Origin of the sequence: Sphingomonas sp. AAP5 (assembly GCF_004354345.1) — a bacterium.
GTDB classification, from domain to species: Bacteria; Pseudomonadota; Alphaproteobacteria; order Sphingomonadales; family Sphingomonadaceae; genus Sphingomonas; species Sphingomonas glacialis.
Genome location: NZ_CP037913.1, coordinates 620567 through 645883 on the forward strand (window position 1 = coordinate 620567; position 25317 = coordinate 645883).

At 67.3% G+C, this 25317-nt stretch carries 19 protein-coding genes and 1 tRNA gene; 12 read left to right on the forward strand and 8 right to left on the reverse strand.

Going from position 1 to position 25317, the window contains the following annotated elements; translation table 11 throughout:
* Positions 1 to 12: 12 nt before the first annotated feature.
* From E2E30_RS02855 to fghA, 4 genes are all read left to right on the forward strand, one after another.
* Positions 13 to 2481 carry a TonB-dependent receptor domain-containing protein gene (locus tag E2E30_RS02855; RefSeq protein WP_133187061.1) on the forward strand — a complete coding sequence of 823 codons (2469 nt, stop codon included), beginning with the start codon at positions 13 to 15 and terminating at the stop codon, positions 2479 to 2481.
* A 68-nt stretch (positions 2482 to 2549) separates the two neighbouring features.
* Positions 2550 to 3662: a glycoside hydrolase family 68 protein gene (locus E2E30_RS02860; protein ID WP_133187063.1), complete on the forward strand. Its 1113-nt coding sequence runs from the start codon at positions 2550 to 2552 to the stop codon at positions 3660 to 3662.
* 277 nt (positions 3663 to 3939) lie between these two features.
* Positions 3940 to 4013, forward strand: a tRNA-Gly gene (locus tag E2E30_RS02865).
* A 117-nt stretch (positions 4014 to 4130) separates the two neighbouring features.
* Positions 4131 to 4976: an S-formylglutathione hydrolase gene (gene fghA, locus E2E30_RS02870; protein ID WP_133187065.1), complete on the forward strand. Its 846-nt coding sequence runs from the start codon at positions 4131 to 4133 to the stop codon at positions 4974 to 4976.
* Between the two features lie 309 nt (positions 4977 to 5285).
* Here the strand turns inward: fghA and E2E30_RS02875 are convergent, their stop codons facing one another.
* Positions 5286 to 6167, reverse strand: a complete 882-nt coding sequence (locus E2E30_RS02875; RefSeq protein ID WP_133187067.1) for an MBL fold metallo-hydrolase — start codon at positions 6165 to 6167, stop codon at positions 5286 to 5288.
* Between the two features lie 182 nt (positions 6168 to 6349).
* Between E2E30_RS02875 and E2E30_RS02880 the strand changes: the two genes are divergently transcribed.
* Positions 6350 to 7513, forward strand: a complete 1164-nt coding sequence (locus E2E30_RS02880; RefSeq protein ID WP_133187069.1) for an isovaleryl-CoA dehydrogenase — start codon at positions 6350 to 6352, stop codon at positions 7511 to 7513.
* 131 nt (positions 7514 to 7644) lie between these two features.
* On the opposite strand, the gene E2E30_RS02885 is transcribed toward E2E30_RS02880, so the two are convergent.
* The gene (locus tag E2E30_RS02885) at positions 7645 to 9708 is read right to left on the reverse strand and encodes a M13 family metallopeptidase (RefSeq protein WP_133187071.1); all 2064 of its coding nucleotides are present in this window, start codon (positions 9706 to 9708) and stop codon (positions 7645 to 7647) included.
* A gap of 138 nt (positions 9709 to 9846) precedes the next feature.
* On the opposite strand from E2E30_RS02885, the gene E2E30_RS02890 reads away from it, so the two are divergent.
* The 4 genes from E2E30_RS02890 (at position 9847) to E2E30_RS02905 (ending at position 15163) form a co-directional block, all read left to right on the forward strand.
* Complete coding sequence (locus tag E2E30_RS02890) at positions 9847 to 11448, forward strand: carboxyl transferase domain-containing protein (protein WP_133187073.1); 1602 nt, start codon at positions 9847 to 9849, stop codon at positions 11446 to 11448.
* Positions 11449 to 11501: 53 nt separating this feature from the next.
* Complete coding sequence (locus E2E30_RS02895) at positions 11502 to 11993, forward strand: nuclear transport factor 2 family protein (RefSeq protein ID WP_133187075.1); 492 nt, start codon at positions 11502 to 11504, stop codon at positions 11991 to 11993.
* A 106-nt stretch (positions 11994 to 12099) separates the two neighbouring features.
* Entirely contained in the window at positions 12100 to 13959 is a 1860-nt protein-coding gene (locus E2E30_RS02900; protein WP_133187077.1) for an acetyl/propionyl/methylcrotonyl-CoA carboxylase subunit alpha, read from the forward strand.
* A complete protein-coding gene (locus tag E2E30_RS02905; RefSeq protein ID WP_133187079.1) occupies positions 13952 to 15163 on the forward strand; it encodes a CaiB/BaiF CoA transferase family protein in 1212 nt (403 codons plus the stop codon). Before E2E30_RS02900 ends, E2E30_RS02905 begins: the two co-directional genes overlap by 8 nt.
* 138 nt (positions 15164 to 15301) lie before the next feature.
* On the opposite strand, the gene E2E30_RS02910 is transcribed toward E2E30_RS02905, so the two are convergent.
* From E2E30_RS02910 to hflK, 4 genes are all read right to left on the reverse strand, one after another.
* The gene (locus E2E30_RS02910) at positions 15302 to 16969 is read right to left on the reverse strand and encodes a helicase HerA-like domain-containing protein (protein WP_133187081.1); all 1668 of its coding nucleotides are present in this window, start codon (positions 16967 to 16969) and stop codon (positions 15302 to 15304) included.
* A gap of 100 nt (positions 16970 to 17069) precedes the next feature.
* Positions 17070 to 18608: a Do family serine endopeptidase gene (locus E2E30_RS02915; RefSeq protein WP_133187083.1), complete on the reverse strand. Its 1539-nt coding sequence runs from the start codon at positions 18606 to 18608 to the stop codon at positions 17070 to 17072.
* Positions 18609 to 18720: 112 nt separating this feature from the next.
* Positions 18721 to 19584, reverse strand: coding sequence for a protease modulator HflC (hflC, locus tag E2E30_RS02920; protein WP_133187085.1), 864 nt, complete (start codon positions 19582 to 19584; stop codon positions 18721 to 18723).
* Entirely contained in the window at positions 19581 to 20720 is a 1140-nt protein-coding gene (gene hflK, locus E2E30_RS02925; protein WP_133187087.1) for a protease modulator HflK, read from the reverse strand. Before hflK ends, hflC begins: the two co-directional genes overlap by 4 nt.
* Positions 20721 to 20790: 70 nt before the next feature.
* Here hflK and E2E30_RS02930 point away from each other — a divergent pair, with 70 nt between their 5' ends.
* From E2E30_RS02930 to E2E30_RS02940, 3 genes are read left to right on the forward strand one after another with little or no spacing between them, the layout of a single operon-like run.
* Positions 20791 to 21777 (forward strand): Mrp/NBP35 family ATP-binding protein, encoded by a 987-nt coding sequence (locus tag E2E30_RS02930; protein ID WP_133187089.1) that lies wholly within the window; start codon positions 20791 to 20793, stop codon positions 21775 to 21777.
* Positions 21777 to 22205 (forward strand): CoA-binding protein, encoded by a 429-nt coding sequence (locus E2E30_RS02935; protein WP_133187091.1) that lies wholly within the window; start codon positions 21777 to 21779, stop codon positions 22203 to 22205. Before E2E30_RS02930 ends, E2E30_RS02935 begins: the two co-directional genes overlap by 1 nt.
* A gap of 33 nt (positions 22206 to 22238) precedes the next feature.
* Complete coding sequence (locus tag E2E30_RS02940; protein ID WP_133187093.1) at positions 22239 to 22763, forward strand: hypothetical protein; 525 nt, start codon at positions 22239 to 22241, stop codon at positions 22761 to 22763.
* A 145-nt stretch (positions 22764 to 22908) separates the two neighbouring features.
* Here E2E30_RS02940 and E2E30_RS02945 read toward each other — a convergent pair whose 3' ends face one another.
* A complete protein-coding gene (locus E2E30_RS02945; RefSeq protein WP_133187095.1) occupies positions 22909 to 24195 on the reverse strand; it encodes a homoserine dehydrogenase in 1287 nt (428 codons plus the stop codon).
* Between the two features lie 114 nt (positions 24196 to 24309).
* Positions 24310 to 25263: an isopenicillin N synthase family dioxygenase gene (locus tag E2E30_RS02950; protein ID WP_133187097.1), complete on the reverse strand. Its 954-nt coding sequence runs from the start codon at positions 25261 to 25263 to the stop codon at positions 24310 to 24312.
* Positions 25264 to 25317: the final 54 nt, after the last annotated feature.

Genomic DNA, 25317 nt, shown 5'->3' on the forward strand with positions numbered 1-25317 from the left:
CAGGAGAGTGATATGTTGAAAGGGCGCACCCTTTTTCTCGCCACCACCGCAATGATGATCGGCACCCCGGCATTCGCGCAGCAGGCGGCGCCAGCGGCTGATGCACCGGCCCCCGTCCAGAGCGACGCCGAAGCGTCGAACAAGGACGACATCATCGTCACCGCCGTGGCGCGCGGGCAGAATCGCCTCAACAGCTCGGTCTCGGTCAGCTCGCTCAATGCCGACGCGATCGCCAACGCCGCGCCGCGCTCCGCCGCCGAACTGTTCCGCAGCCTGCCGGGCATCCGTTCGGAATCGTCGGGCGGCGAGGGCAATGCCAACATCGCCGTGCGCGGCCTGCCCGTCGCATCGGGCGGCGCCAAGTTCCTGCAGCTGCAGGAAGACGGCCTGCCGATCCTCGAATATGGCGACATCGCCTTTGCCAACACCGACATCTTCCTGCGCACCGACTTCAACGTCGCGCGCGTCGAGGCGGTTCGCGGTGGTTCGGCCTCGACCTTCGCGTCGAACTCGCCCGGAGGCGTCATCAACCTCATTTCCAAGACCGGCGAGCAGGAGGGCGGCTCGATCCAGGGCACCGTCGGGCTCGATTACGGCGAATATCGCCTCGATGCCGATTATGGCGGCAAGCTGAGCGATACGCTGCGCTTCAACGTCGGCGGCTTCTACCGCGTTGGTGAAGGCCCGCGTCGCGCCGGCTATGACGGCAACAAGGGCGGGCAGATCCGCGGCAACATCACCAAGACCTTCGATCGCGGCTTCTTCCGCCTCAACGTCAAATATCTCGACGACCGCGCGATCGCCTATCTGCCGAGCCCGGTCCGCGTGAGCGGCACCAACAGCGACCCGAAATATAGTTCGCTGCCCGGTCTCAGCGCCAACAACGACACGATCCACAGCGTCTATTTCACGCGCGCAGTGACGCTCGACGGTGCCAACAATCGCGAGGTCGACGACATTCGCGATGGCATGCATCCGGTGGTCAAGGCGATCGGGTTCGAAACCGAGTTCGAAGTCGCCGACGGCTGGAAGGTCAGCGACAAGTTCCGCTATTCGGACATTTCGGGGCGCTTCATCTCGCCGTTCCCGGCAACCGTCGACACGGCGCAGAACCTCGCCAACGCGATCGGTGGCCCAGGGGCGATCGTGAGCTATGCCAATGGCCCGAATGCCGGCCAGCTCTATGCTAACCCGACAACGTCGAACGCGATCGGCGTGGTGCTGTTCAACACCAAGCTCAACAGCCTCAACAACATCACCAACGATCTGCGCGTCAATCGTCGCTTCAACACGGGTGATGGGACGATCGATTTCTCGGCCGGCTTCTACAAGTCGCGCCAGACGATCAATGTCGACTGGACCTGGTCGTCGTACCTGCTCGACGCGAAGGGCGATAACGCCGCGCTGCTCAACGTCCGCACGGCGGCGGGCGCATCGCGCACCGACAACGGCCTCGTCGCCTATGGCGCATCGTACTTCGGCAATTGCTGCCGCCGCAGCTACAATGTCGATTACGACACCAACGCGCCGTTCGCCTCGATCGGCTATACCGGTGGCGGCTTGAACGTCGATGCGAGCATTCGCTACGACAGCGGCAGCGCACGCGGCTTCGTCGTCGGCGATGGCCCGACGACGAGCTTCGACGTCGACGGCAACGGGACCATTTCCTATCCCGAGACGCAGACCACGGTGATCCCGGTCAACCGCCCGCAGCCGGTCAACTACAACTTCCACTATGCGTCCTATTCGTTCGGCGCGAACTACCGGCTGGCGAGCGATCTCTCGATCTTCGCGCGCTACAGCCGCGGGGGGCGCGCCAATGCCGATCGCTTCCTGTTCAATTCGAACAACGTCAGCCCGACCTCGGGTCTGCTCCAGCCAGGCGCACGGCCGGTCGACTTCGTCCGCCAGGCCGAAGCCGGCGTGAAGTACAGCAATGGCGGGTTGAACCTGTACGGCACGGCGTTCTGGGCCAAGACCGCCGAGCAGAACTTTGAAGCGACCAGCCAGAAGTTCTTCGACCGTACCTACCGCGCGTACGGCCTCGAGCTCGAGGGCAATTATCGCGTCGGCGGGTTCAGCCTCGCGGCGAACGGGACCTTCACCAAGGCGAAGATCATCAGCGACAACGTGACGCCCGCGGTCATCGGCAACCGTCCGCGCCGCCAGGCCGAGTTCGTCTACAAGATCACCCCGCAATACACGACCGAGCTGTTCACGCTCGGCGCGAGCGCGATCGGGACGACGTCGAGCTATGCGCAGGACACCAACCAGCTGAAGCTGCCCGGCTTCACGCAAGTCAACGCGTTCCTCAGCGTGCGTCCGATCGCGCGCGTGCAGGTCTCGATCAACGCCAACAATGTGTTCAACACCAAGGGCTTCACCGAGGCTGAGGAAGCCGCGATCCCCGCGAACGGGATCGTCCGGGCGCGTTCGATCAACGGCCGCACGATCTCGGCGGCGGTCAAGCTCGACTTCTGAACCGACCGCCCCGGGCGCGCGACGTGCGCCCGGGGCGTTTTTTTGACGGACCTGATGGGTAGCCCTGTATGACAACGATCTGGTCTCGCGATGCCGTGGCGGCGATCGCGCACCGCCCGATTCCCGAAGTCCCGCACATCGCGGCGCAGAGCAGAGCGCCAGTCCTGCCGGGCCATGACCTGTGGGATTACTGGCCGGTGCAGGAGCGCGACGGGCGGACGGCCGAGATTGCCGGCGGGGCGCTCCAGATGCTGCTGTCCGCACCCGTCCTGCCCGATCCCGAATCGCGCCACGGGCTCGCCCGCATCCGGTTGATGCACGAAACGCCGCACGGCTGGCGTGATCTCGGCGATCTGCTGCCCGACGGGTTCGCGCCGGGCAGTCGCGAATGGTCGGGCTCGGCGATCGTCACGCCGCAGCATGACCGCGTGACCCTCTATTTCACCGCCGCCGGGCATCGCGGCGAGGCCGAGCCGAGCTTCGACCAGCGTTTGTTCGAGACCAGCGCGACGCTGTCGATTGCGGACGGCGTGCCACGGCTGGCGGACTGGTCGGTTCCGGTCGAATCGGTCGCGGCCGACGGGCAGATCTATTCGCGCGACATGACCGGCGGCGGCGCGATCGGCACGATCAAGGCGTTCCGTGATCCGGCGTGGTTCTGCGATCCGGCCGATGGTGCCGAATATCTCGTCTTCGCCGCCTCGCTCGCGCAGTCTTCCTCCCCATGGAACGGCGCGATCGGGGTGGCGCGGGGCGGGGGCGGACAGTGGACGCTCGAGCCCCCGCTGATCACCGCCGACGGAGTGAATAACGAGCTCGAACGGCCGCACCTCGTCCACTCCGACCAGCGCTATTATTGCTTCTGGTCGACGCAGCGTAAGGTGTTCGCGGATGGCGGCCCATCGGGTCCGACCGGGCTGTACGGCATGGTCGCCGAGCACCTTGCAGGGCCGTGGACGCCGCTTAACGAAACGGGGCTGGTCTGCGGCAATCCGCCCGGCGCGCCGCTCCAGGCGTATAGCTGGCTGGTGCTGGGCGACCTCAGCGTGATCAGCTTCGTCGATCGGCCGGGGCTGACGGGCGACCCGGTCGATGTGGCGGAAGCGCGCTGCGCCTTCGGCGGAACACCCGCAGCTCCGTTCCGCATCGTGCTCGACGGTAACCGTGCGTCGCTGGCGTGAGCGGCTGACAGCGCTGCGGGTAGAGCCGGGCAGCGGCGACACGGCGGCCAGGATTCCTTCCAAAAACGGTGGCATTGCCGACGTGTGACCAAGGTTTCCGGACTCGCGGCCCGCACCGATCGCGTCGCCGCATCACTTCGTCGGACGCCAGCGCTGGCGGAGAGGATCGTTCCGTTGACGAGCGGGTTCGTAATGTGGCAGGGACGCGTCCATCGACGAACTTGCTTCAAGACCACGTGCAGCGGCACGTCGGGTTCGTTAGCAACGGTGTTGCATTGCGGGTGTAGCTCAATGGTAGAGCAGAAGCTTCCCAAGCTTACGACGAGGGTTCGATTCCCTTCACCCGCTCCACGCATTCCCTGACAGTATCTGGCGGTACCGGCTCGGCTTTCCATCGTGGGTCGATCGCGGCTATGTCCCCTCGCGCGGTCGGCACGACCGTGTTGCAGCACATACGGGATGGTCGAAATGCCCCTCGAGACGGTATCCGAAACACGCGCGCATGGTGGGACGCAGGGCGTCTATCGGCACGATTCGACGCAGACCGGGACGCCGATGACGTTCAGCGTGTTCGTCCCCGATCACGCACCGGGCGATCGGCTTGCGGTCTTGTGGTATCTCTCGGGGCTGACCTGCACCCAGGCGAACGTCACCGAAAAGGGTGAGTATCGTGCGGCGTGTCGCGAGGCGGGGATCGTCTTCGTCGCGCCCGATACCTCGCCGCGCGGGGAGGGCGTTCCCGATGATGCCGAGGGGGCGTACGATTTCGGGCTCGGCGCGGGCTTCTATGTCGACGCGACGCAGCCGCCGTTCGCGCAGCATTACCGCATGGCGAGCTATGTTACCGACGAGTTGCCAGCTCTCGTTGCCGCCAATTTCCCGGTCGACCTCGACCGGCAGTCGATCACCGGGCATTCGATGGGCGGGCATGGCGCGCTGACGCTCGCGCTGGCGCGGCCGGGGCGGTATCGCTCGGTCTCGGCGTTCGCGCCGATCGTCGCGCCGAGCCAGGTGCCGTGGGGGCAGAAGGCGCTGGCGGGGTATCTTGGCGACGATCGCGCCGCGTGGCGCAAGCATGACGCGGTGGCGTTGATCGAGGATGGCGCGCGCGTGGCGGCGCTGCTCGTCGATCAGGGCGATGCGGATGCGTTTCTTGAGAACCAGCTGCGGCCCGAATTGCTCGAGGCGGCGTGCGCCGCCGCCGAGATCCCGCTCGAGCTGCGGATGCAGCCGGGGTATGACCACAGTTACTACTTCATCTCGACCTTCCTTGCCGAGCATGTCGCCTGGCACGCGCGCCACTTGGCGCGCTGAAGCCTAGGACAGCCGCTTCGGCAGCCCGCCATTGGTCTTGACGAGGTCGATCACCGAATCCCCGCTTTCGCCATGTCGAGCGTGAAGTCCGTCATCGTACAGGCCGCTGATGGGGAGCCTGTAGCGTAGGCCGCAAACCCCGGCGCAGGCTGCGATATCGCCGCGGCCGCGCAGGGCGAGGTGAGTCCGTGGAGGCTATCCCCCGACGACGCCGTAGATCCGCTCGCCGCCGGCGAGTTCGAGCGTTTTGGCGAAAAGATCTGCGAGCGTCGTCTTGGACTTGGTCGGTCTGCGCCAGCCGGGTAGGGGTCAGCGGCGCGCGGGCTGCCAGACATAGCCGGTGCCGCGCTTCACGATCTGCCCGACGCCGGGGAAGGGGAAGTGCGGCGAGAACACGCGCTCATGGCTTGCGGCAAGCTGCGCGAGCGTCGCTTCGCGGCGGATCACGCCCTGCTTGGCGTCGGTGTCGTACGCGATCACCCATTCGGGCTTGGCGAGCGAGACGATCGCGCTGTGCGCGCTGTCGCCGATGTCGAGCAGGCGCTCCTTGCCCGAGACGATCTCATAGCCCGAATGGCCGGGGGTGTGGCCGGGCAGCGGGATCGCGCGGATGCCGGGAACGACCGCCGCGCCGGGGGTGAAGGTCTGCACCTTGGGCGTGATCGCGGCAGCCAGCGCGGCATTGTCGGGCTTGCTCTTGAGGAACGCCCATTCGGCCGCAGCCATGCGGATCGTCGCATTGGGGAAGGCGAGTGCGCCGTCTGCGGTGAGGAGACCGCCGACATGGTCGCCGTGCGAATGCGTGATCAGCACGTCGGTGATCTTGGCGGGATCGACGCCCGCCGCGGCAAAGCTCCTGGGCAGCGCGCCACCGACCTTGGGGCCGAGCCCAGTGTCGATCAGCACGGTGTGCCCCGGCAGCTCGACGAGTAGCGCATCGACACCGAGCGGCAGCGTATCGGTGGGGGCGCCCGCCTGGCGCAGCACCGCCGAGACGGCGGGGACGCCGACTTGCGGGCCGAACACGCTCGCATCGTTGGGCACGGCGTTGATCATGTCGCGCAGCGCGACGACTCGGATGCTGCCGACCTTGAACGCGGTGGCGGCGGGGCCGATCGGGACTGGGCCGGCGAGGGCGGAGCTGGCGCCGAGCAAGGCGAGCGCGGCAGCGAAAATCGATTTTACGGGCATTCGGGAGTCCTCGTGACAGAAGAGCAACGATCCTGGATCGGCGCGGGTCTAACCCATGGCGGGTTTTGCTGGTTCCGCTTGGTAGGGGTCAATCGGCATCGATTGGACAATCGCGCAGCTACCGCTTTGCAACGAGCCACGCTATGCGCGGTGGTAACACGAGAAACTAAGAGAGGTCGATCATGAACCAGATGGATTTCGCGCTGGGCGAGACGGCGGACATGATCCGCGACACGACACAGCGCTTCGCGACCGACCGGATCGCGCCGATCGCGGCAAAGGTCGATGCCGAGGACTGGTTTCCGCGGAGCTTGTGGCCCGAAATGGGTGCGCTCGGGTTGCACGGCGTGACGGTTGCCGAAGAGGATGGCGGGCTCGGGCTCGGCTATCTCGAGCATGTCATCGCGTGCGAGGAAGTGTCGCGCGCGTCGGCGTCGGTCGGCCTGAGCTATGGCGCGCATTCGAACCTGTGCGTCAACCAGATCGCGCGCTGGGCCAGCCCTGCGCAGAAAGCAAAATATCTCCCCAAGCTGATCTCGGGCGAGCATGTCGGCAGCCTTGCCATGTCGGAGGCGGGCGCGGGATCGGACGTCGTCGGGATGAAGCTCAAGGCCGACAAGGTGCAGGGCGGCTATGTGCTCAACGGCACCAAATTCTGGATCACCAACGCGGCCTATGCCGACACGCTCGTCGTCTATGCCAAGACGGGCGAGGGCTCGCGCGGGATCACGACGTTCCTGATCGAGAAGGACATGCCGGGTTTCGCGATCGGGCAGAAGATCGACAAGATGGGGATGCGCGGTTCGCCGACTGCTGAGCTCGTCTTCACCGATTGCGAGGTTCCGGAAGAAAATATCATGGGCCCGGAGAATGGCGGCGTCGGCGTGCTGATGTCGGGCCTTGATTACGAGCGCACCGTGCTTGCGGGAATCCAGCTCGGGATCATGCAGGCGTGCCTCGACGTGGTCGTGCCGTACGTGCGCGAGCGGCGGCAGTTCGGCAAGGCGATCGGCAGTTTCCAGCTGATGCAGGCGAAGGTCGCCGACATGTACGTCGCGCTCAATTCGGCGCGCGCCTATGTCTATGCGGTGGCGCGCAGCTGCGATGACGGGCGGACGACGCGCTTCGATGCGGCGGGGGCGATCCTGCTCGCGAGCGAGAATGCCGTGAAGGTCGCCAACGAGGCGGTGCAGGCGCTGGGCGGGGCGGGCTATACCAAGGACTGGCCGGTCGAGCGCTATTATCGCGACGCCAAGCTGCTCGATATCGGCGCGGGGACCAACGAGATCCGCCGGATGCTGATCGGCCGCGAGCTGATCGGCAACGACGCGCCCGCCGCGCAGTAACCTATATCCGTCATCCCGGCCTTGTGCCGGGATCCACCGTGGCGTTGGCGTTACAATCGCCAGCTATGCGGCACGGTGGATGCCGGGACGAGACCGGCATGACGGGGTGGAGGGGGAGAAGCCCCCCCCTTTTACCAGACGTGAACCCGCGCACCCGGCGCGAGGTACAGCTTGTCGCTCGGCTGCACCTTGTACGCCGGGTACCAAGCGTCGAGGTTGCGCACCGTCAGCACGCGGAACATCGCCGGTGCATGGACGTCGGTCGCGATCCGCGCGCGCAGCGCCTTGTCGCGCATCTTGGTCCGCCAGCTCTGCGCGAACGCCAGGAAGAAGCGCTGGTCGCCGGTCATCCCGTCGATCACCGGCGGCTCCTTGCCGCCGTACGACGCGCGATACGCTTCGTACGCTGCGGTGAGGCCGGCGGTGTCGGCGATGTTCTCGCCGAGCTCCTGCTTGCCCTTGAGCTTGAGCCCGGGCAGCGCCTCATAGGCATCGTATTGCGCCGCGAGCGCCGAACCCGCTTGTTCGAAGCGCGCGAGATCCGCCGGGGTCCACCAGTTGCGATACTTGCCGGTCGAATCGAAATCGGCGCCGAGATTGTCGAAGCTGTGGCTGATCTCATGCCCGATCACCGCGCCGATCGCGCCGTAATTGGCCGCGGCATCGTATTTCGCGTCGAAATACGGCGCCTGCAGGATCGCGGCGGGGAAGTTGAGCGCGTTCTGCAGCGGTAGATTGACCGCGTTCACCGTCTGCGGGGTCATCCACCATTCGGTGCGGTCGGGCGCCTTGCCGAGCTTGCCGATCTGGTAGCGATAGATCGCGAGATCGGCGCGCTCCAGATTGCCGATCGGGTCCTTCGCGTCGACCGCGAACTTGGGGAAGGCGCGCCAATGGTCGGGATAGCCGACGCCGACATAGAGCACCGACAGCTTGCGCCGCGCCTCGGCCTTGGTCCCCGGGGTCATCCAGTCGAGCTTCTGGATGCGCTGGTCGAACGCGCCGACGATGTTCTTGACCATCGTCTGGATCTCGGCCTTCGACTGCGCCGAGAAATAGCGCGCGGCGTAGAGCCGGCCGACCTCGTCACCGAGTGCCGCATTGACCGCGGCGATGCTGCGCTTGTCGCGCGTCTGTTGCGCGGGGGTGCCGTTGAGCTGCTTGCCGTAGAAGGCGAAGCGCGCATCGTCGAACGCCTTGGGGAGCACCGAGGCTGTCGCGGTGATGCGGTGCGCGGTCAGCCAGTCCTGCCAGTCCGCGAGCGGCTCGCTTGCGACGAGGCCCGAAAGCTTGGTGATGGCGTCGGGCTGCCAGGCGATGAAGTCCTGCTGGCCCGCGGGAATACCTGCTGCTGCCCAGTACGCTGCCCAGTCGAGCCCCGGGGCTTTCCGCGCGAAGTCGGCGCGAGTCCACGGATTGTCGCCCTTGCTCGCGTCCTGGCTTGCCTCGATGTCGGTCTGTGCGGCGGCGATCTTCATTTCGAGCGCGAAGACGCGCGCGGCGCGGGCCGCCGGATCGCTCAGGCCCGCGAGGCCGAAGATCTGCGTCAGATAGGCTTTGTAGCCCTCGCGCAGCTCGGCCATTTGCGGGGTCTGCGACAGATAATAGTCTCGGTCGGCGAGGCCGAGGCCGCCCTGCATCAGATACGGCGTGTTGCGCTTGGGCTGGTTGAGATCCTGCGAGACGAACAGGCCGAACAGATTGGTCGTGCTGGCGTAATTGTTGTTGTTGAACGGGTCGGTATCGGCACGCATCTGCGCGCCCATCACCTTGGCCAGCGCCGCCTTGTCGCGCAGTGCATAATACGGCGCGATGAGCGCCTTGAGCGGCTCGATGCCGCGCGCTTCGATCGCAGCGGTGTCGTTATACGCGGCGTAATAGTCGGCGATCAGCCGCTGGCTGGTGCCGGGCGCGGCATTGCCCTTGGCGGCGTCTTCGATGATCGCGGCGTTGCGCGCTTCGGCGACCTTGGAAACCTCGACGCCGACACCGGTCGACGAGCGGGCTGGCTCGATCTCGGCGGTCTTGCGCCACGTGCCATTGGCGTAATCGTCGAAATTGTCGCCCGGCTTGACGCTCTTGTCGATCAGCGCCGGGTCGATGCCCGATTGCGTGCCGATCATCTGCGCCGCGACACCGGTGGCGATCGCCGAGCTGGCGAGCAATGCGATCGAAAGGACGGAGAAGCGTTTCATCAGGATGTTTCCTCTGCAACTATCGGCTTTGCGTCGCGGTATACGCGCTCCGTCGCGTCTGCCAATCGGCTTTCCTTCGTCGGCGCGGATCGCTAGGCAGTTTCATATGCAACGGATACCGCAAGCAGGAAGCCCGCTTTGAGCGCCCCCGTCCTCGACACCAAGCTCAGCGCCGATGGCGAGACCTTCCGCGCCAATGCGGCGCACAATCGCGCCTTGGTCGAGCGCCTGCGCGCCGACGTCGCGCAGGCGGCTCGTGGCGGGACCGAGAAGAGCCGCGAGCGCCATACCGCACGCGGCAAGCTGCTTCCGCGCGAGCGCGTCGAGCGGCTGCTCGATCCGGGTTCGCCCTTCCTCGAGATCGGCCAGCTCGTGGCTAACGGGCTGTACGAGGACGAGGTGCCGGGTGCTGGCGTGATCGCCGGGATCGGGCGTGTCTCGGGGCGGCAGTGCATGATCGTGTGCAACGATGCGACGGTGAAGGGCGGGACCTACTATCCGCTGACCGTCAAGAAGCATCTGCGCGCGCAGGAGATTGCCGAGGCGAACATGCTGCCGTGCATCTACCTCGTCGATTCGGGCGGCGCGAACTTGCCGCACCAGGCCGAAGTCTTCCCCGACCGCGACCATTTCGGGCGGATCTTCTTCAACCAGGCGAACATGAGCGCCAAGGGCATTCCGCAGATCGCGTGCGTGATGGGGTCGTGCACCGCAGGCGGCGCCTATGTGCCGGCGATGTCGGACGAGACGATCATCGTGCGCGGGCAAGGGACGATCTTCCTCGCCGGCCCGCCCTTGGTGAAGGCGGCGACGGGCGAGGTGATCTCGGCTGAGGAACTGGGCGGCGCGGATACGCATGGGCGGCGCTCGGGCGTGGTTGATCACGTCGCCGAGAATGACGAACATGCGCTGACGATCGTGCGCGACATCGTCTCGACGTTGCAGCCGCAGTCTGGCGCTGCCGTGAACGTGAAGGAGCCGCGCCCGCCGAAGTTCGACGCCGAGGAGTTGTACGGCATCGTGCCGAGCGACGTGCGCGCGCCGTACGACGTGCACGAGATCATCGCGCGGTTGGTCGATGGGTCGGAGTTTCACGAGTTCAAGGCGCTCTACGGCACGTCGCTGGTCTGTGGGTTCGCGCATATCTGGGGGATGCCGGTCGCGATCCTCGCGAATAACGGCGTGCTGTTTTCGGAGAGCGCGCAGAAGGGCGCGCATTTCATCGAGCTGGCGTGCCAGCGGCGCATTCCTTTGCTGTTCCTGCAGAACATCTCGGGCTTCATGGTCGGCGGCAAGTACGAGGCCGAGGGGATCGCCAAGCACGGCGCCAAGCTCGTCACCGCGGTGGCGACGGCGAGTGTGCCCAAGATCACCGTGCTGATCGGCGGCAGCTTCGGCGCGGGCAATTACGGCATGTGCGGGCGCGCCTATTCGCCGCGCTTCCTGTTCAGCTGGCCCAACAGCCGTATCTCGGTGATGGGCGGCGAGCAGGCGGCGTCGGTGCTGGCGACCGTCCACCGCGATGCCGATGGCTGGTCGGACGATGAGGCCGAGGCGTTCAAGGCGCCGATCCGCCAGAAATACGAGGATGAGGGCAACCCCTGGTACGCGACGGCACGGCTGTGGGACGACGGCATCATCGACCCGGCGCAGACGCGCGACGTACTCGGCCTCGCCTTCGCCGCGACGCTCAACGCGCCGATCCCCGAGCGCCCGGCGTTCGGCGTGTTCCGGATGTGATGGCCGATCCGACCCTCATCCTTCCCCATTTCGCGAGACCTTAAGGAACCTTTATGTCCCTGATCTTCGCTCTCCTGCTCGCCGCCCAGATGGGGTCGCAGACGACCCCCGTACAGCCGATCGTAAAGGGCACCGGCCTGCCGCCCCCCGGCACCGAAGAAGCGCAGGTGATGGCGCCGGTCAACGCGCTGCTCGCCGGCATTGCCGCGCGCGATGCGGCGGCGATCGGCCAGGCGCTGCGCAGCGATGCCACCGCCACCGCGGTCGCCGAGCAAGCCGACGGCACGCGCAAGATCACGCACTCGACCCGCGAGCAGTTGCTCGCACGCTTCGCCCCCGGGCCCGAGCGCTATGACGAGCGGCTCGGCACGCCCGCAGTCGAGATCGACGGCGACATCGCGATGGTGTGGAGCCCCTACACCTTCCGCATCGACGGCAAGCTCCACCATTGCGGCTACGACCATTTCGACCTGGTGCGCGAGGGCGGAAGCTGGAAGGTCCAGAATCTGACCTGGTCGTCGCGCACGACGGGCTGCGAGGGATGACCTATCCCCGTCGCCCCGGCGCAGGCCGGGGCCGCTGTGCGTGGGCGCGCTGCGGCTCTCTCATCGTAACGGCCCCGGCCTGCGCCGGGGCAACGGATAGACACGCATGATCCAGTCTCTGCTCATCGCTAATCGCGGCGAGATCGCTTGCCGCATCATCCGCACCGCCAAGGCGATGGGCGTGCGGACGATCGCGGTCTATTCGGATGCCGATGCCAAGGCGCTCCACGTCCGGCAGGCCGATGAGGCGGTGCATATCGGGGCGTCGCCGGCGCGCGAAAGCTATCTGGTGGGCGACAAGATCATCGCCGCGGCCAAGGCGAGTGGCGCGGAGGCGATCCATCCGGGCTACGGCTTCCTCTCGGAAAATGCCGATTTCGCGCAAGCCGTGATCGACGCCGGGATCGTCTGGGTCGGCCCCAATCCCGACAGCATCCGCGCGATGGGGCTCAAGGATGCCGCCAAGGAGCGGATGATCGCGGCGGGCGTGCCGGTGACGCCGGGCTATCTCGGCGCCGACCAGTCGCCCGAGCGGCTCGCGGCGGAAGCGGCCGCGGTCGGCTATCCCGTGCTGATCAAGGCGGTCGCGGGCGGTGGCGGCAAGGGCATGCGGCGCGTCGACGATCCCGCCGATTTCGCCGATGCACTCGTCTCGTGCCAGCGTGAGGCGGCGTCGTCGTTCGGCAACACCGACGTGCTGATCGAGAAATACATCCTCTCGCCGCGCCATATCGAGGTGCAGGTGTTCGGCGACACGCACGGCAATGTCGTCCATCTTTTCGAGCGCGACTGCTCGCTCCAGCGCCGCCACCAGAAGGTGATCGAGGAAGCCCCCGCACCGGGGATGGACGCGGTCACGCGCGAGGCGATCTGCGCCGCGGCGGTCAAGGCGGCCAAGGCGGTCGATTATGTCGGGGCCGGCACGATCGAGTTCATCGCCGACGCGAGCGAGGGCCTGCGCGCCGATCGCATCTGGTTCATGGAAATGAACACGCGTTTGCAGGTCGAGCATCCGGTGACCGAGGAGATCACCGGGGTCGATCTGGTCGAATGGCAGCTGCGCGTCGCAAGCGGAGAGGCGTTGCCCAAGCGGCAGGAGGAACTCAGTATCGAGGGCTGGGCGATGGAAGCGCGGTTGTATGCGGAGAACCCGGCGACCGGGTTCCTGCCGTCGCCGGGCACGCTCGAGCATTTGCGGCTGCCGCGCTTTGCTCGGATTGAAACAGGGGTCGAGGAAGCGGGCGAGGTGTCGCCCTTCTACGATCCAATGATTGCCAAGATCGTCGTCCATGCCGAAGATCGGTCGGCAGCGATCACCGCCTTGTGGGACGCGACGAGCGATGTCGAGGTGTGGCCGGTCCGCACCAACGCGGGTTTCCTTGCGCGCATCTGCCAGGACGCGGACTTCCGCGATGGTACGATCGACACCGGGCTGATCGAGCGGCGCGGCGACGCGCTGACGATCCCGCCCGCGCCGCAGCCGGCACATCTGCGCGATGCGGCGGCGGCGCTTGCCGCGCGTCCCGCGCACGGCGTGTGGGACGACGCGATCGGGCTGCGGCTCAACGCGCCGTCGCGCTCCGAGACGCGGATCGTCGATGATGCCGGGGGCGTCCATGTCGTCGCCGACCTGATGATCGATGACGGTCCGCCGCAGGAGGAGGTCGTCAGCTTCTACCTCGGCGAGGGCCGCAGCTATCGCCTCGACCAACCGCGCGGGACGGCGACCGGCGCCGCCGCCGACGGCGCGATCCTCTCACCGATGCCCGGCCGCATCATCGCGGTCGACGTTGCCGCGGGCGATAGCGTCACCAAGGGCCAGAAGCTCGTCACGCTCGAGGCGATGAAGATGGAGCACAGCCTGACCGCACCGTTCGACGGCACCGTGGCCGAACTCAACGTCGAGATCGGCGGGCAGACGCAGGAGGGCGTCGTGCTCGCGCGGCTGACGCGTGACGATGTCTGAGACGCCCGGCGCGCTCGCCGGGGTCAAGGTGCTCGATCTGTCGCGCGTGCTCGCGGGGCCGTGGGCGACGCAGATGCTCGGCGATCTCGGCGCCGAAGTGCTCAAGATCGAGCAGCCCGGGCAGAGCGACGATACGCGCCGCTGGGGGCCGCCTGCGCTCGCCGATGATTCGGGCGATTCGGCCTATTTTCTCTGCGCCAATCGCAACAAGCGCTCGCTCGCGATCGATCTCGCGCAGCCCGCGGGCGCCGATCTGATCCGCCGGCTCGCGGCGCAGAGCGACGTGCTGGTCGAGAATTTCCGCGTCGGCGGGCTCGCCAAATACGGGCTCGATTATGCGAGCCTCGCCGCGATCAATCCGCGGCTGGTCTATTGCTCGATCACCGGCTTCGGGCAGGACGGGCCGTACAAGGACAAAGGCGGCTACGACTTCCTGATCCAGGCGATGGGCGGTCTGATGAGCGTTACCGGCGAGGCCGACGGTCCGCCGATGAAGGTCGGCGTGCCGATCGTCGATCTGTTCACCGGCACGTATGCGACCGTCGCGATCCTCGCCGCCTTGCGCCACCGGGATGCGACGGGGCACGGCCAGCATGTCGATTGCGCGTTGCTCGACACGCAGCTGGCAATGCTGTCGAACCAGGCGTCGAACTGGCTCAACGGCGGGACGGTGCCGGTGCGGCGCGGCAACGATCATCCCAACATCGTGCCGTATCGCGATTACGAGACCGCCGATGGCGCGATCGTCGTCGCGCTGGGGAATGACCGGCAGTTCCGCGATTTCCTGCGCGTGCTGGGCCTGAGCGATCTGGGCGACGATCCGCGCTTCGCCAGCGTTGCGCTGCGCAGCGAGCATCGTGAGGCGCTTCACGCGCATCTCGCGCCGGCGGTTGCGCGGTGGGGCTCGGACGTGCTCGTCGCGGCAATGGAGGCGGCCAAGCTCCCTGCGGGCAAGGTCGCGGGGCTGCCCGAGATCTTCGCCGATCCGCAGGTCGCGCATCGTGACACCGTCCAGGCGATGGCGCGGCCCGATGGCACGCCGCTACAGGTCGTCGGCTTCCCGGCAAAGCTGTCGGAGACCCCCGCCAGCTATGATCGCGCGCCGCCGCGCGCCGGGGCGGATACGCGCGAAGCGCTGGCGGAGGCATTGGGGCTGTCCGAGGACGCGCTCGACGCGTTGGCGGCAGCTGGCGTTATCGCATAACCGACGCCGCACCCCGGCGAAGGCCGGGGCCCAGAAGGGCAGGTCGGAAGTGTCGCGCGCAGCACTTCGGTATCAGCGCCTCGCTCTTGGGCCCGGGCCTTCGCCGGGGTGGTGGGAACGAGGGGTGTCGGTCAGCGCTTAGCGGCCCTTGAACAGACCGCCGAGCACGCCGCGAACGAGGCTGCCGACGATTCCGCCCGCGGCACCGCGCGAGGAGCCGAACACCGCCTTCGACACTTCGTTGGCGACCTGACGCCCAACCGCCGAGCTCGCCGAGCGCGTCGCCGAGGTAATCGCGCGGTTCCAGGGTGAGTTGGCGGCGGCTTTCGCCTCGGCGGCGGCCTGTTGCGTGGCCAATTTGGCCTGACGATCCGCCTCGCGCTGATCGGCGACGCGCTGACGCTCAGCCTCCTTGGCGGCGACCGCGTCGGCCTTGGCCTGTGCTGCGGCCGCCTTGTCGGCTTCGGTCTTCGCCTTGGCTTCGGCGGCCGCCGCGGCAGCCTCCTGCGTCTTGGCGCCGAGCATTTCCTCGGCCGACTGGCGATCGACCAGCGTGTCGTATTTGTTGCCGACCGGATCGGTAGAGACCATCACGCCGCGCTCGACCGGGGTGACGGGCCCGACGCGCGAGGCGGGCGGCGCGATCAGCGTGCGCTGGACGGGGGAGGGGGATCCGTCGGGGAGCAGCAGCGAGACGAGCGCCTCGCCGACCTTCAATTCGGTGATCGCGGTCTCGACATCGACTCCGGGGTTGGCGCGGAAGGTCGTCGCCGCCGAACGCACCGCCGCCTGGTCGCGTGGGGTGAAGGCGCGCAGCGCGTGCTGGACGCGGTTGCCGAGCTGCCCCGCGACGGTATCGGGAATGTCGATCGGGTTCTGCGTGATGAAATAGATGCCGACGCCCTTCGACCGGATCAGCCGAACGACTTGCTCGATCTTCTCGAGCAGCGCCTTGGGGGCAGCGTCGAACAGGAGGTGCGCTTCGTCGAAGAAGAAGCAGAGCTTGGGCTTGTCGGGATCGCCGACCTCGGGGAGATGCTCGAACAATTCGCTCATCAGCCACAGCAGGAAGGTCGAATAGAGTTTCGGGCTCGCCATCAATTTGTCGGCGGCGAGCACGTTGACGATGCCGCGGCCCTTCTCGTCGACCCCGATGAAATCGTCGAGATCGAGCGCGGGCTCGCCGAAGAAATGCTCGCCGCCCTGGCTGCGCAGCTGGAGCAAGGCGCGCTGGATCGTGCCGATCGATTGCTTCGACACGTTGCCGTAGGTGGTGGTGAGCTCGTCGGCGCGCCCGGCGCAATCGACCAGCATCGCCTGGAGATCGTCCAAGTCGATCAGCAGCAGTCCGTCCTTGTCGGCGACGTGGAAGGCGATCGTCAGCACGCCTTCCTGGACTTCGTTGAGGTCCATCAGGCGCGACAGCAGCAGCGGGCCCATCTCGGAGATGGTGGTGCGGATCGGGTGGCCCTGTTCGCCGTACAGGTCCCAGAACTGCACTGGCGTGTCGGCATAGGCCCAGGCCTGGTCGCCGATCTCCTTGGCGCGCGCGGCGAAAATGTCGTGGTTCTTGGCAGTGGGGGAGCCGGCCATCGCGAGGCCCGACAGGTCGCCCTTCACGTCGGCGACGAAGCACGGGACACCGGCGCGCGAAAAGCCTTCGATGATGCCCTGGACGGTGACGGTCTTGCCGGTACCGGTCGCGCCCGCGATCAGGCCGTGGCGGTTGGCGCGCTTGAGTTCGAGCTGCTGCGGGTTCGCGCCGCCGGGGCCGGCGCCGATGAAAATGCTGGTGGTGTCGGTCATGCAGCCTCGCGGAAATTCTGCGCGAACTATCGCGCGAAAAGCGGGCCAACGGAAGCGCCTTTAGCCCCTCCCCATCAGGGGAGGGGCGCGTCCCGCTACCTTACTTCTTGAGCTTCACGCCGATGAAGAACGCCGGCTGACGCCCGCGCACCACATACAGCGCGACCTGCGAGCGGCCTGCGGCCTTGGCCTGCATTACGATCGACCCCAGCGCCGCCGGAGTCGCGACGGGCACGCCGTTGGCCGAGACGATCACGTCGCCGCGCTTGAGGCCCTTGGCGCCGGCATCGCTCGCCGGATCGACCATGCCGATCACCACGCCCGACACCGACGAATCGATGCCGAAGGTCCGCGCGATCTGCGGGGTCAGCGTCGCCACCGTCACGCCGAGTGGGTTCGACGCCGCTTGGCCAGCGGTCGGCGTATCGCTGTCGTCCGACATGTCGCTATCGGCATCGGCATTCGCCTTGGCGAGCAGCGCATCCTCGGACGGACGCGTACCGATCGTCGCGATGATCGTCTGCGGGCGGCCCTGCCGCACGATGTCGAGCGGGACGCGCGTGCCCGGCGTCACGTTGGCGACGAGATAGCTGAGCGACTGGTCGGGGTTAACGTCCTTGCCGCCGACGCGCAGCACGATGTCGCCGACCTTGAGGCCCGCCTTGTCGGCCGGCTGGCCCGGCTCGATGCTGCGCAGCAGTTCGCCCTTGTTCTTGGCAAGGCCGAACGACGACGCGAGATCGTCGTCGATCGGCTGCGGACCGACGCCGAGATAGCCGCGCGCGATCTTGGTGCCCTTCATCAGTTTTTCGATGACGGGCTTGGCGTCGGTCGCGGGGATCGCGAAGCCGATGCCGATATTGCCGCCGCCGGTGCTGCCGAGGATCTGCGAGTTGATGCCGATCACGTTGCCGTTGAGATCGAACATCGGGCCGCCCGAATTGCCTTGGTTGATCGCCGCATCGGTCTGGATGAAGCGGTCATAGGCGCCCGCGCCGGTCACGCGGTGGAGCGACGAGACGATCCCCGCGGTCACCGTGCCGCCGAGGCCGAACGGATTGCCGATCGCGACAATCCAGTCGCCGACGCGCGCCGCATCCGAATCGCCGAACTTGACGAACGGGAGGTTCTTCGCGTCGATCTTGAGCAGCGCCAGATCCGAGGTCGGATCGCGGCCGATCAGCTTGGCGACATATTCCTTGCGGTCGGTCATCGTGACGGTGATCGAGTCGACCGTCGCGCCCTTCGCGCCCGCGGCGACGACGTGGTTGTTGGTGACGACATAGCCGTCGGGCGAAATGATGAAGCCCGAACCGAGCGAAGTCGCCTCACGGGTGGTGGGGGCAGCGCCGCCCTGGCCCTGCTGCTGGCCGAACAGACCCTCGAACGGGGTGCCGGCGAACGGATTGGCGGGCTGCGCCTGAGTGATGTGCTGGCTCGTCGAGATGTTGACGACCGCGGGCTGGAGCTTGGCGACGAGATCGGCAAAGCTCATCGGCGCGCCGGGGCGGGGCGCGGCGGCGGCCATGACGGCGGGTTCGTTCTGGGCGGTCTGCGCGCCCCCGGCGGATGGCAACGCGATGGCAGTGGCGGTCCCGCTGAGCAGCAGGGCGGCGGTGATGGCGTAAGCGTAGCGCACTAGGGTCGTTTCCTCTCGTCTACCAATTGGCAGCAACGCGATAGCTGTTAGCCATGGTTGCTGAACGGCGATTGAATATCAACGGCTGGCGGGCCGTTACGGGGCCGTCGAATCACCGGCGACCCTGGAATTCCTTCAAATAGGCATTGTCGGGCGACAGCACCAAGCTCGTCGAGCCCTTGCCGTCCTGCGCGAAGGTGTAGCGATACGACTGCATCGCACGGTAGAAGTCGTAGAACTCGGCATCCTTGTTGAACGCCGCCGCATAGATCTGCGCCGCCTGCGCATCGGCCTGCGCCGAGATGATCTGCGCGGTCTGCGCGCCCTGTGCCTGGATCGTCAGCGCCTGCTGGTGGCGCGCGGTGCGCATCCGGTTGAGCGCGCTGTCGAACGGCGTTCCGGTCGGCAGATCGGCATGCTTGATGCGGACGTCGACGATCTGCACGCCATATTGCGACGCGAGCCGCTGCAGCCCTGCACGGATGTTGCCCATCACCTGCGTGCGCTCGGGGCTGAGCAGCGCGGCGAAGGGCCGGCGGCCGAGCTCGTTGCGCAGCGAAGAGCTGAACAGCGGCTGGAGCTGATCCTTGATGCGCTGCTCGGTGACCGAGGTGCTGCCGGTCGAGATCACCGCCTTCAAAGGATCGACGATGCGGAAGCGCGCATAGGCATCCACCTCGAGCCGGGTCTGGTCGGTCGACAGCACGGGCTGATTGTCGAGCTCGACGTCGAGCACGCGCTTGTCGACCCAGACGAGCCGGTCGATGAACGGCACGCGGAAGTTGATCCCCGCGCCGGTGCGACCGAACACCTCGTTCGGGCGGTATTCGTTGATCGTCGCGACCGGCTGCTGGAAGCGCAGGATCACCGCCTGGCGCGTCTCGGGGACGATCGCGACCGAGCTGGCGGCGACGATCAGCAGCAGCAGCGCAACGATGCCGAGCGTGATCGGATTGCGGAGCAAAGTGCGGCTCACTGTGCGGCTCCCTGGGCTGGCGCGGCGGGCACGGCGTCGGGCAGGCGCTTGGCGATCCCGGGCAGCGGCAGATACGGCACGACGCCGGGAGCCTGGATGATCGTCTTATCGGATTTGGACAGAACCTGCTCCATCGTGTCGTAATACATGCGCTTGCGCGTCACGTCGGGGGCGAGCTTGTACTGGGCGTAGATCACGTCGAACGCCGCGGCCTCGCCCTGCGCCTTGGCGAGCACCTGCTGAGCATAGCCACGCGCCTTGCTGATATCGCTCTGTGCCTGCTGCTGGGCGGCGGAGACTTCCTTGAACGCGTCGGAGACCTGTGCCGGTGCCTGCGCGCCGCGGATCGCGACGCCCTGGATGCGGATGCCGGCGTTATAGCCGTCGAGAATCTCCTGCATCGATTGCTGGACCTTGACCTCGATCGCGTTGCGCCCGCTGCCGATCGCGTCGTCGAGCGTCGCGGTGGCGACCGCCGCCCGCATCGCACTCATCGCGGTCGCGCGCAGCGTGCCGCGCGGATCGGCGATCTGGAAGGCGAAGTCCTGCGGGTTCGAAATCTGCCAGCGCACCGAATAATCGAGATCGACGATGTTCTGGTCGCTCGTCAGCATCAGTTTGTCGCTTTCGGAGCCGCCATCGCCTTCATCGGGGAAGGTCTCGGTGTTGATCGCCGCGACATCGACCTTGGCGACATCGACGAACGGCGCGGGGAGCGTCATGCGGATGCCGGGGTCGAGCGTCTCGGAATAGCGGCCGAGGAAGGTCACCACGCCGCGCTGCTGCGGCCCGATCGAATGGAAGCTGGTAAGGATGATCCAGGCGACGACGATCACGCCGACTGCGATCAGCCACAGATTGGTCGCGCTCGGTGCGCCGGGGATGCGCGGACGCCCGCCACCGCCGAAGCCGCCGGGTCCGTTGCCCCCGCCGCGCGCACGCTTGAGGAATTCATCGAGCGCGCTTGGCGCAGCCGTGGTGCCGCGCGGTTTGCCGCCGGGGGGCTGCGCCCAGGGATTGCGCGGGCCGCCGCTCTTGTCGTCATCGCCGCCGCCAGCGCCGCCGCTGCCCCACGGGCCCTTGCCATCGGCGGATTGGAGGGAGGGGCGTGAAAACCAGCGCGATAGGATCGTCATGCAACCTTTATAGGGGCGGCTCGCGACGAAAAACAGTGGCAAGCGTGTCCATGACGCCTATCTGGCGCGCATGACCGATCCGATTTTGCCCGATGCCGCACTCAACGCCGCCCTTTCGCTCGTCGCGGGCACCCGCGCGACCGGACGAATCGAGGACGCCCGTGCGAGCGTGGTCGTCGATGTGAGCGGGCTCGATGCCGCCGATCACGGCCCGCTCGAAGACGCGGTGCGCCGCGCGGCGGGCTTGGTGGCGGGGGTCGAAACGGTCCGCGTCGCGCTGACCAGCCAGCGGCAGCAGCGCGTGACGATCGCGGTCGGCAGCGGCAAGGGCGGCGTCGGCAAGTCGACCGTCTCGGCCAACCTCGCGATCGCCTTGCAGCAGGCGGGGCGGCGCGTCGGGCTGGTCGATGCCGATATCTACGGGCCCTCGCAGCCACGGTTGATGGGCGTCGCCGATCTCAAGCCGACCGCGCACAACAAGGTGCTCAACCCCGTCCAGACGCCGTTCGGCGTGCCGATGCTGTCGATGGGGATGCTCGTCACCGCCGATCAGGCGATCGCGTGGCGCGGGCCGATGGCGGCGGGCGCGCTGACGCAGATGATGGACGCCAATTGGGGCGCCGCCGACACGCTGGTGATGGATTTGCCGCCCGGCACCGGCGACGTTCAGCTGACGATGATCCAGAAATACCGGCCGACCGGTGCGGTGATCGTCTCCACCCCGCAGGACCTCGCGCTGATCGACGCGCGGCGGGCGATCGACCTGTTCGTCAAGGCGGGCGTGCCGATCATCGGCCTGATCGAGAATATGGCGGGCTATGTCTGCCCGTCTTGCGGCGAAGTCTCCGATCCGTTCGGCACTGGCGGCGCGGAAGCGGCGGCGAAGGAATTGGGGCTGCCCTTCCTGGGGCGCATCCCGCTCGACATCCGCGTGCGCGTCGCCTCCGACGCCGGCCAGCCGCCGGTCACCGGGAACGGCCCCGAGGCGGTGGCGTTCAAGCAGATTGCCGGCCACGTCGCCGGCTGGATCGCCAACGCCCAAGGGGGACATGCTTGATGCCGATCACCAGCGATAGCGAGCTTCGCACCCTGCTCGAAGAAACCCGCACGATCGCGCTGGTCGGCGCGTCGGACCGGCCCGATCGCCCGTCGTACCGCGTGATGCGCACGCTGCAGGAGCACGGCTATCGCGTGATCCCGGTCAACCCGCAGATCACCGGCGAGCATCTCCACGGCGAGTTCGTGTTTCGCGACCTGTCGCAGATCGGCGATCCGATCGATCTGGTCGACATCTTCCGCAATTCCGCCGCAGCGGGCGACGCGGTCGACGAAGCGATTGCGGCGGGGGCCAAGGCGGTGTGGATGCAATTGGGCGTGGTCAACGAAGCCGCCGCGGCGCGGGCCGAGGCGGCCGGGCTCAAGGTCGTGATGGACCGCTGCCCCGCGATCGAGCTGCCGCGCTTGGGGGTCGCCAAGATCGCCTGAAATTCGCCATGATTGCAGCGGAGTATCGGGTTCATGATGCTGCTGCTCCTCGCCGCGCAAGCCGCGACCCCCGCCGTGCCCGCCCCGGCGGCGCCGACGGCGTTCTCGATTCTGCAGCCCGTTGCGAGCGAGCCGTGCACGCGGCGCGGCAAGGCGGTCGATCCCGACGACATCGTCGTGTGCGGCAAGCCGCTGCCGTCGCAGACGTTGCCCTATCCCAAGGAAGTCGTGCTCAACCGGCCGAAGCCGTCGAATCCCGACATGACCGGGATCGGCGCGATGGCGGTCGAGGACAGTTCGCCGTGCGCGACGATGCAGCGTGGCTGTGCCGGCGGCGTGCAGTTCTTCGAGGGCGGGACGCAAATCGTGCGGCTGATCCAGAAGGTCGTCGCGCCCGACAGTTGCTGCGAGCGACCGGGCGAGGCGAAGGATTTCATGATGCTCGCCGGCGACGTCGCGCACGGGGTCGGGCGGGTGTTCAAGAAGAAGCCCGACAAATCGGGCCGCGTCGCGATCGCGCTCGATGACACGCCGCATAAGTCGGTGATCCTACCCTGAGGGCAGTGGCTCCCACCACCGCCGTCACCCCGGGCTTGTCCCGGGGTCCACCGGGCCGCACGGACGACGAGAACAGCATTGGCGTCACGGTGGACCCCGGGACAAGCCCGGGGTGACGGTCTCTTGCTCAGGGACCGGAGGAATTTTACCCCAGGATATGCATCCACAACGGCTGCCCGACCAGGCTCTGCGATCCGCGCAGCCGCTCGAGCGCTTGCGCCACGCTGCGCTCTGGCCCCTCGTGCGTGACGATCGCGACCAGCACCGAACCATCGGCATGCGCGCCGCGCTGCATCAAGCTCTCGATCGAAACGCCCGCGTCGCGCATCGCCGCGGCGATCTCGGCGAGCACGCCGACCCGATCGGCGACGGTGAAGCGGACATAGGCGCGGCCGCGCCGCTCGCCGGCATCGGCCGGGCCCTGCGCCGTCAAGGCATCGGCGGGCATCGCGAAGGCGGGGCCGAATTCGCCACGCGCGATGTCGATCAGATCGGCGACGACGGCGCTTGCGGTCGGCCCATCGCCCGCGCCCGCGCCCTGGAACAGCAGCCGCCCGACGAAATTGCCCTCGGCGACCACTGCATTGGTCGCCCCGGTTACGTGCGCGAGCGGATGGCTGACGGGTACGAGATGCGGATGGACGCGCTGGAACAGGCCGCCGGGGCCAGCTTCGGCGAGCCCGAGCAAGCGTACGCGGTAGCCGAGCGCCGCCGCCTCGGCGATGTCGGCGGCGAGCACGTGGCGGATGCCGGTCGCCGCGACGTCGCCGAACGCCGGCTGCGTGCCGAAGGCGAGGCTGGCGAGCAGCGAGAGTTTGTGCGCGGCGTCGACGCCGTCGATGTCGAAGCTCGGATCGGATTCGGCAAAGCCGAGCGCCTGCGCCTCGGCGAGCACGTCGGCGAAGTCGCGGCCTTCCGCCTCCATCTTCGACAGGATGAAATTGCACGTGCCGTTGAGGATGCCGTAGACGCGCTCGATCTCGTTGGCGGCGGCACCTTCGCGCAAGCCCTTGATCACCGGAACGCCGCCCGCGACCGCCGCCTCGAACTTGAGCGCCACGCCCGCCGTTTCGGCAGCGCGCGCGAGCTCGAGCCCGTGATGCGCGAGCATCGCCTTGTTGGCGGTGACGAAGCTCTTGCCCGCGCCAAGCGTGGTGCGCGCGAGCGTGAGCGCGGGGCCGTCCGACCCGCCGACGAGCTCGACCACGACGTCGACGTCGGCATGCGCGAGCGCCGTCGTGTCGTCGATCCATGCGAAGCGGCTCATATCGACGCCGCGATCCTTGCTGCGATCGCGTGCCGAAACCGCGACGATCTCGATCGGCCGCCCGGCGCGGCGCGCGATCAACGCGCCGTTGGTGTCGAGCAAGCGGATCACGCCGCCGCCGACGGTGCCGAGCCCGGCGAGCGCGATGCGGAGCGGTTTGGTCATAGCAGTCACACCTTCGTCTCCCCAGACTCGTTCCGGGATCCCCCGATCAGCGCGCGCCGATCGCCGATTGCGCTAGCGGAGGAGTGGGCCCCGGAACAAGTCCGGGGTGACGTACTATTTCTTGACCAGGCCGATCTCGACCAGCCGCTCGTGCAGATAGTCATGCGCGGAGATCGGCGTCGGATAGCGGTCGGGCCGTGCCGCGGTGATCGTCGACGGCAGCGTCTCGATCAGGAAATCGGGCGCGGGGTGGAGGAAGAACGGCATCGAATAGCGCGAATGCCCGCGCCGCTCGGGCGCCGGGTTGACGACACGGTGCGTGGTCGAGGGCAGGACGTGGTTGGTGAGGCGCTGGAGCATGTCGCCGACATTGACCACCATCGCGCCTTCGGGCGGCTTGATCGGCAGCCATTCGCCTTCCTTGGTCAGCAATTGCAGCCCGGCTTCCTCGGCGCCGAGCAGCAGCGTGATCAAGTTGATGTCCTCATGCGCGCCAGCACGGACTTCGGCCGCATCGGCGGGGACGGGCGGATAATGCAACAGGCGAAGCACCGAATTGCCGTCCTTGACGGCGTGATCGAACCAATCGGGCGCGAGCCCGAGATGCCGCGCGATCGCCGACAGCAGCCGGTCGCCCGCGACGTCGAGCGCGGCGAACAGCTCGATGAAGGTCTCGCGGAAGCCCTCGGGCTGGTCGGGCCAGACGTTGGGCGCCATCTGCGCCTCGAAGCGGTGGCCTTTCGCCAGTTCGCGGCCGACATGCCAGAATTCCTTGAGGTCGACATGCGTCGCGCCCTTGGCGATTTCGGTCTTGAACGGCGTATAACCGCGCGCACCACCGCCGCCCGCGCTGAAATAGCTGCGCTTGGTGTCCTCGGGCAGCGCAAAGAACGCCTCGGTCATCGCCCAGGCGCGCGCGATCAGATCGGCGGGGACGCCGTGGTCCGACACGACCGCAAAGCCGAACCGCTCGAACGAATCGCCCAGCGCCGCGGCAAAGGCGGCAGGATCGGCGGCTTCGTCGGCGAGCGACAGCGGCGGGACTTCGGCGGTGGGGGTGTCGAGCATGAGACGCGTCCGTGATACTGGCAAAGCGCGAAGATAGCGCCGATTTGCCGCCGC

Excerpts from the sequence above, each read along its gene's own strand:
- E2E30_RS02855 (WP_133187061.1), top strand. The coding sequence starts at position 13 with ATGTTGAAAGGGCGCACCCTTTTTCTCGCCACCACCGCAATGATGATC.
- E2E30_RS02860 (WP_133187063.1), top strand. The coding sequence starts at position 2,550 with ATGACAACGATCTGGTCTCGCGATGCCGTGGCGGCGATCGCGCACCGC.
- fghA (WP_133187065.1), top strand. The coding sequence starts at position 4,131 with ATGCCCCTCGAGACGGTATCCGAAACACGCGCGCATGGTGGGACGCAG.
- E2E30_RS02875 (WP_133187067.1), bottom strand. The coding sequence starts at position 6,167 with ATGCCCGTAAAATCGATTTTCGCTGCCGCGCTCGCCTTGCTCGGCGCC.
- E2E30_RS02880 (WP_133187069.1), top strand. The coding sequence starts at position 6,350 with ATGAACCAGATGGATTTCGCGCTGGGCGAGACGGCGGACATGATCCGC.
- E2E30_RS02885 (WP_133187071.1), bottom strand. The coding sequence starts at position 9,708 with ATGAAACGCTTCTCCGTCCTTTCGATCGCATTGCTCGCCAGCTCGGCG.
- E2E30_RS02895 (WP_133187075.1), top strand. The coding sequence starts at position 11,502 with ATGTCCCTGATCTTCGCTCTCCTGCTCGCCGCCCAGATGGGGTCGCAG.
- E2E30_RS02900 (WP_133187077.1), top strand. The coding sequence starts at position 12,100 with ATGATCCAGTCTCTGCTCATCGCTAATCGCGGCGAGATCGCTTGCCGC.
- E2E30_RS02905 (WP_133187079.1), top strand. The coding sequence starts at position 13,952 with ATGTCTGAGACGCCCGGCGCGCTCGCCGGGGTCAAGGTGCTCGATCTG.
- E2E30_RS02910 (WP_133187081.1), bottom strand. The coding sequence starts at position 16,969 with ATGACCGACACCACCAGCATTTTCATCGGCGCCGGCCCCGGCGGCGCG.
- hflK (WP_133187087.1), bottom strand. The coding sequence starts at position 20,720 with ATGACGATCCTATCGCGCTGGTTTTCACGCCCCTCCCTCCAATCCGCC.
- E2E30_RS02930 (WP_133187089.1), top strand. The coding sequence starts at position 20,791 with ATGACCGATCCGATTTTGCCCGATGCCGCACTCAACGCCGCCCTTTCG.
- E2E30_RS02935 (WP_133187091.1), top strand. The coding sequence starts at position 21,777 with ATGCCGATCACCAGCGATAGCGAGCTTCGCACCCTGCTCGAAGAAACC.
- E2E30_RS02940 (WP_133187093.1), top strand. The coding sequence starts at position 22,239 with ATGATGCTGCTGCTCCTCGCCGCGCAAGCCGCGACCCCCGCCGTGCCC.
- E2E30_RS02945 (WP_133187095.1), bottom strand. The coding sequence starts at position 24,195 with ATGACCAAACCGCTCCGCATCGCGCTCGCCGGGCTCGGCACCGTCGGC.
- E2E30_RS02950 (WP_133187097.1), bottom strand. The coding sequence starts at position 25,263 with ATGCTCGACACCCCCACCGCCGAAGTCCCGCCGCTGTCGCTCGCCGAC.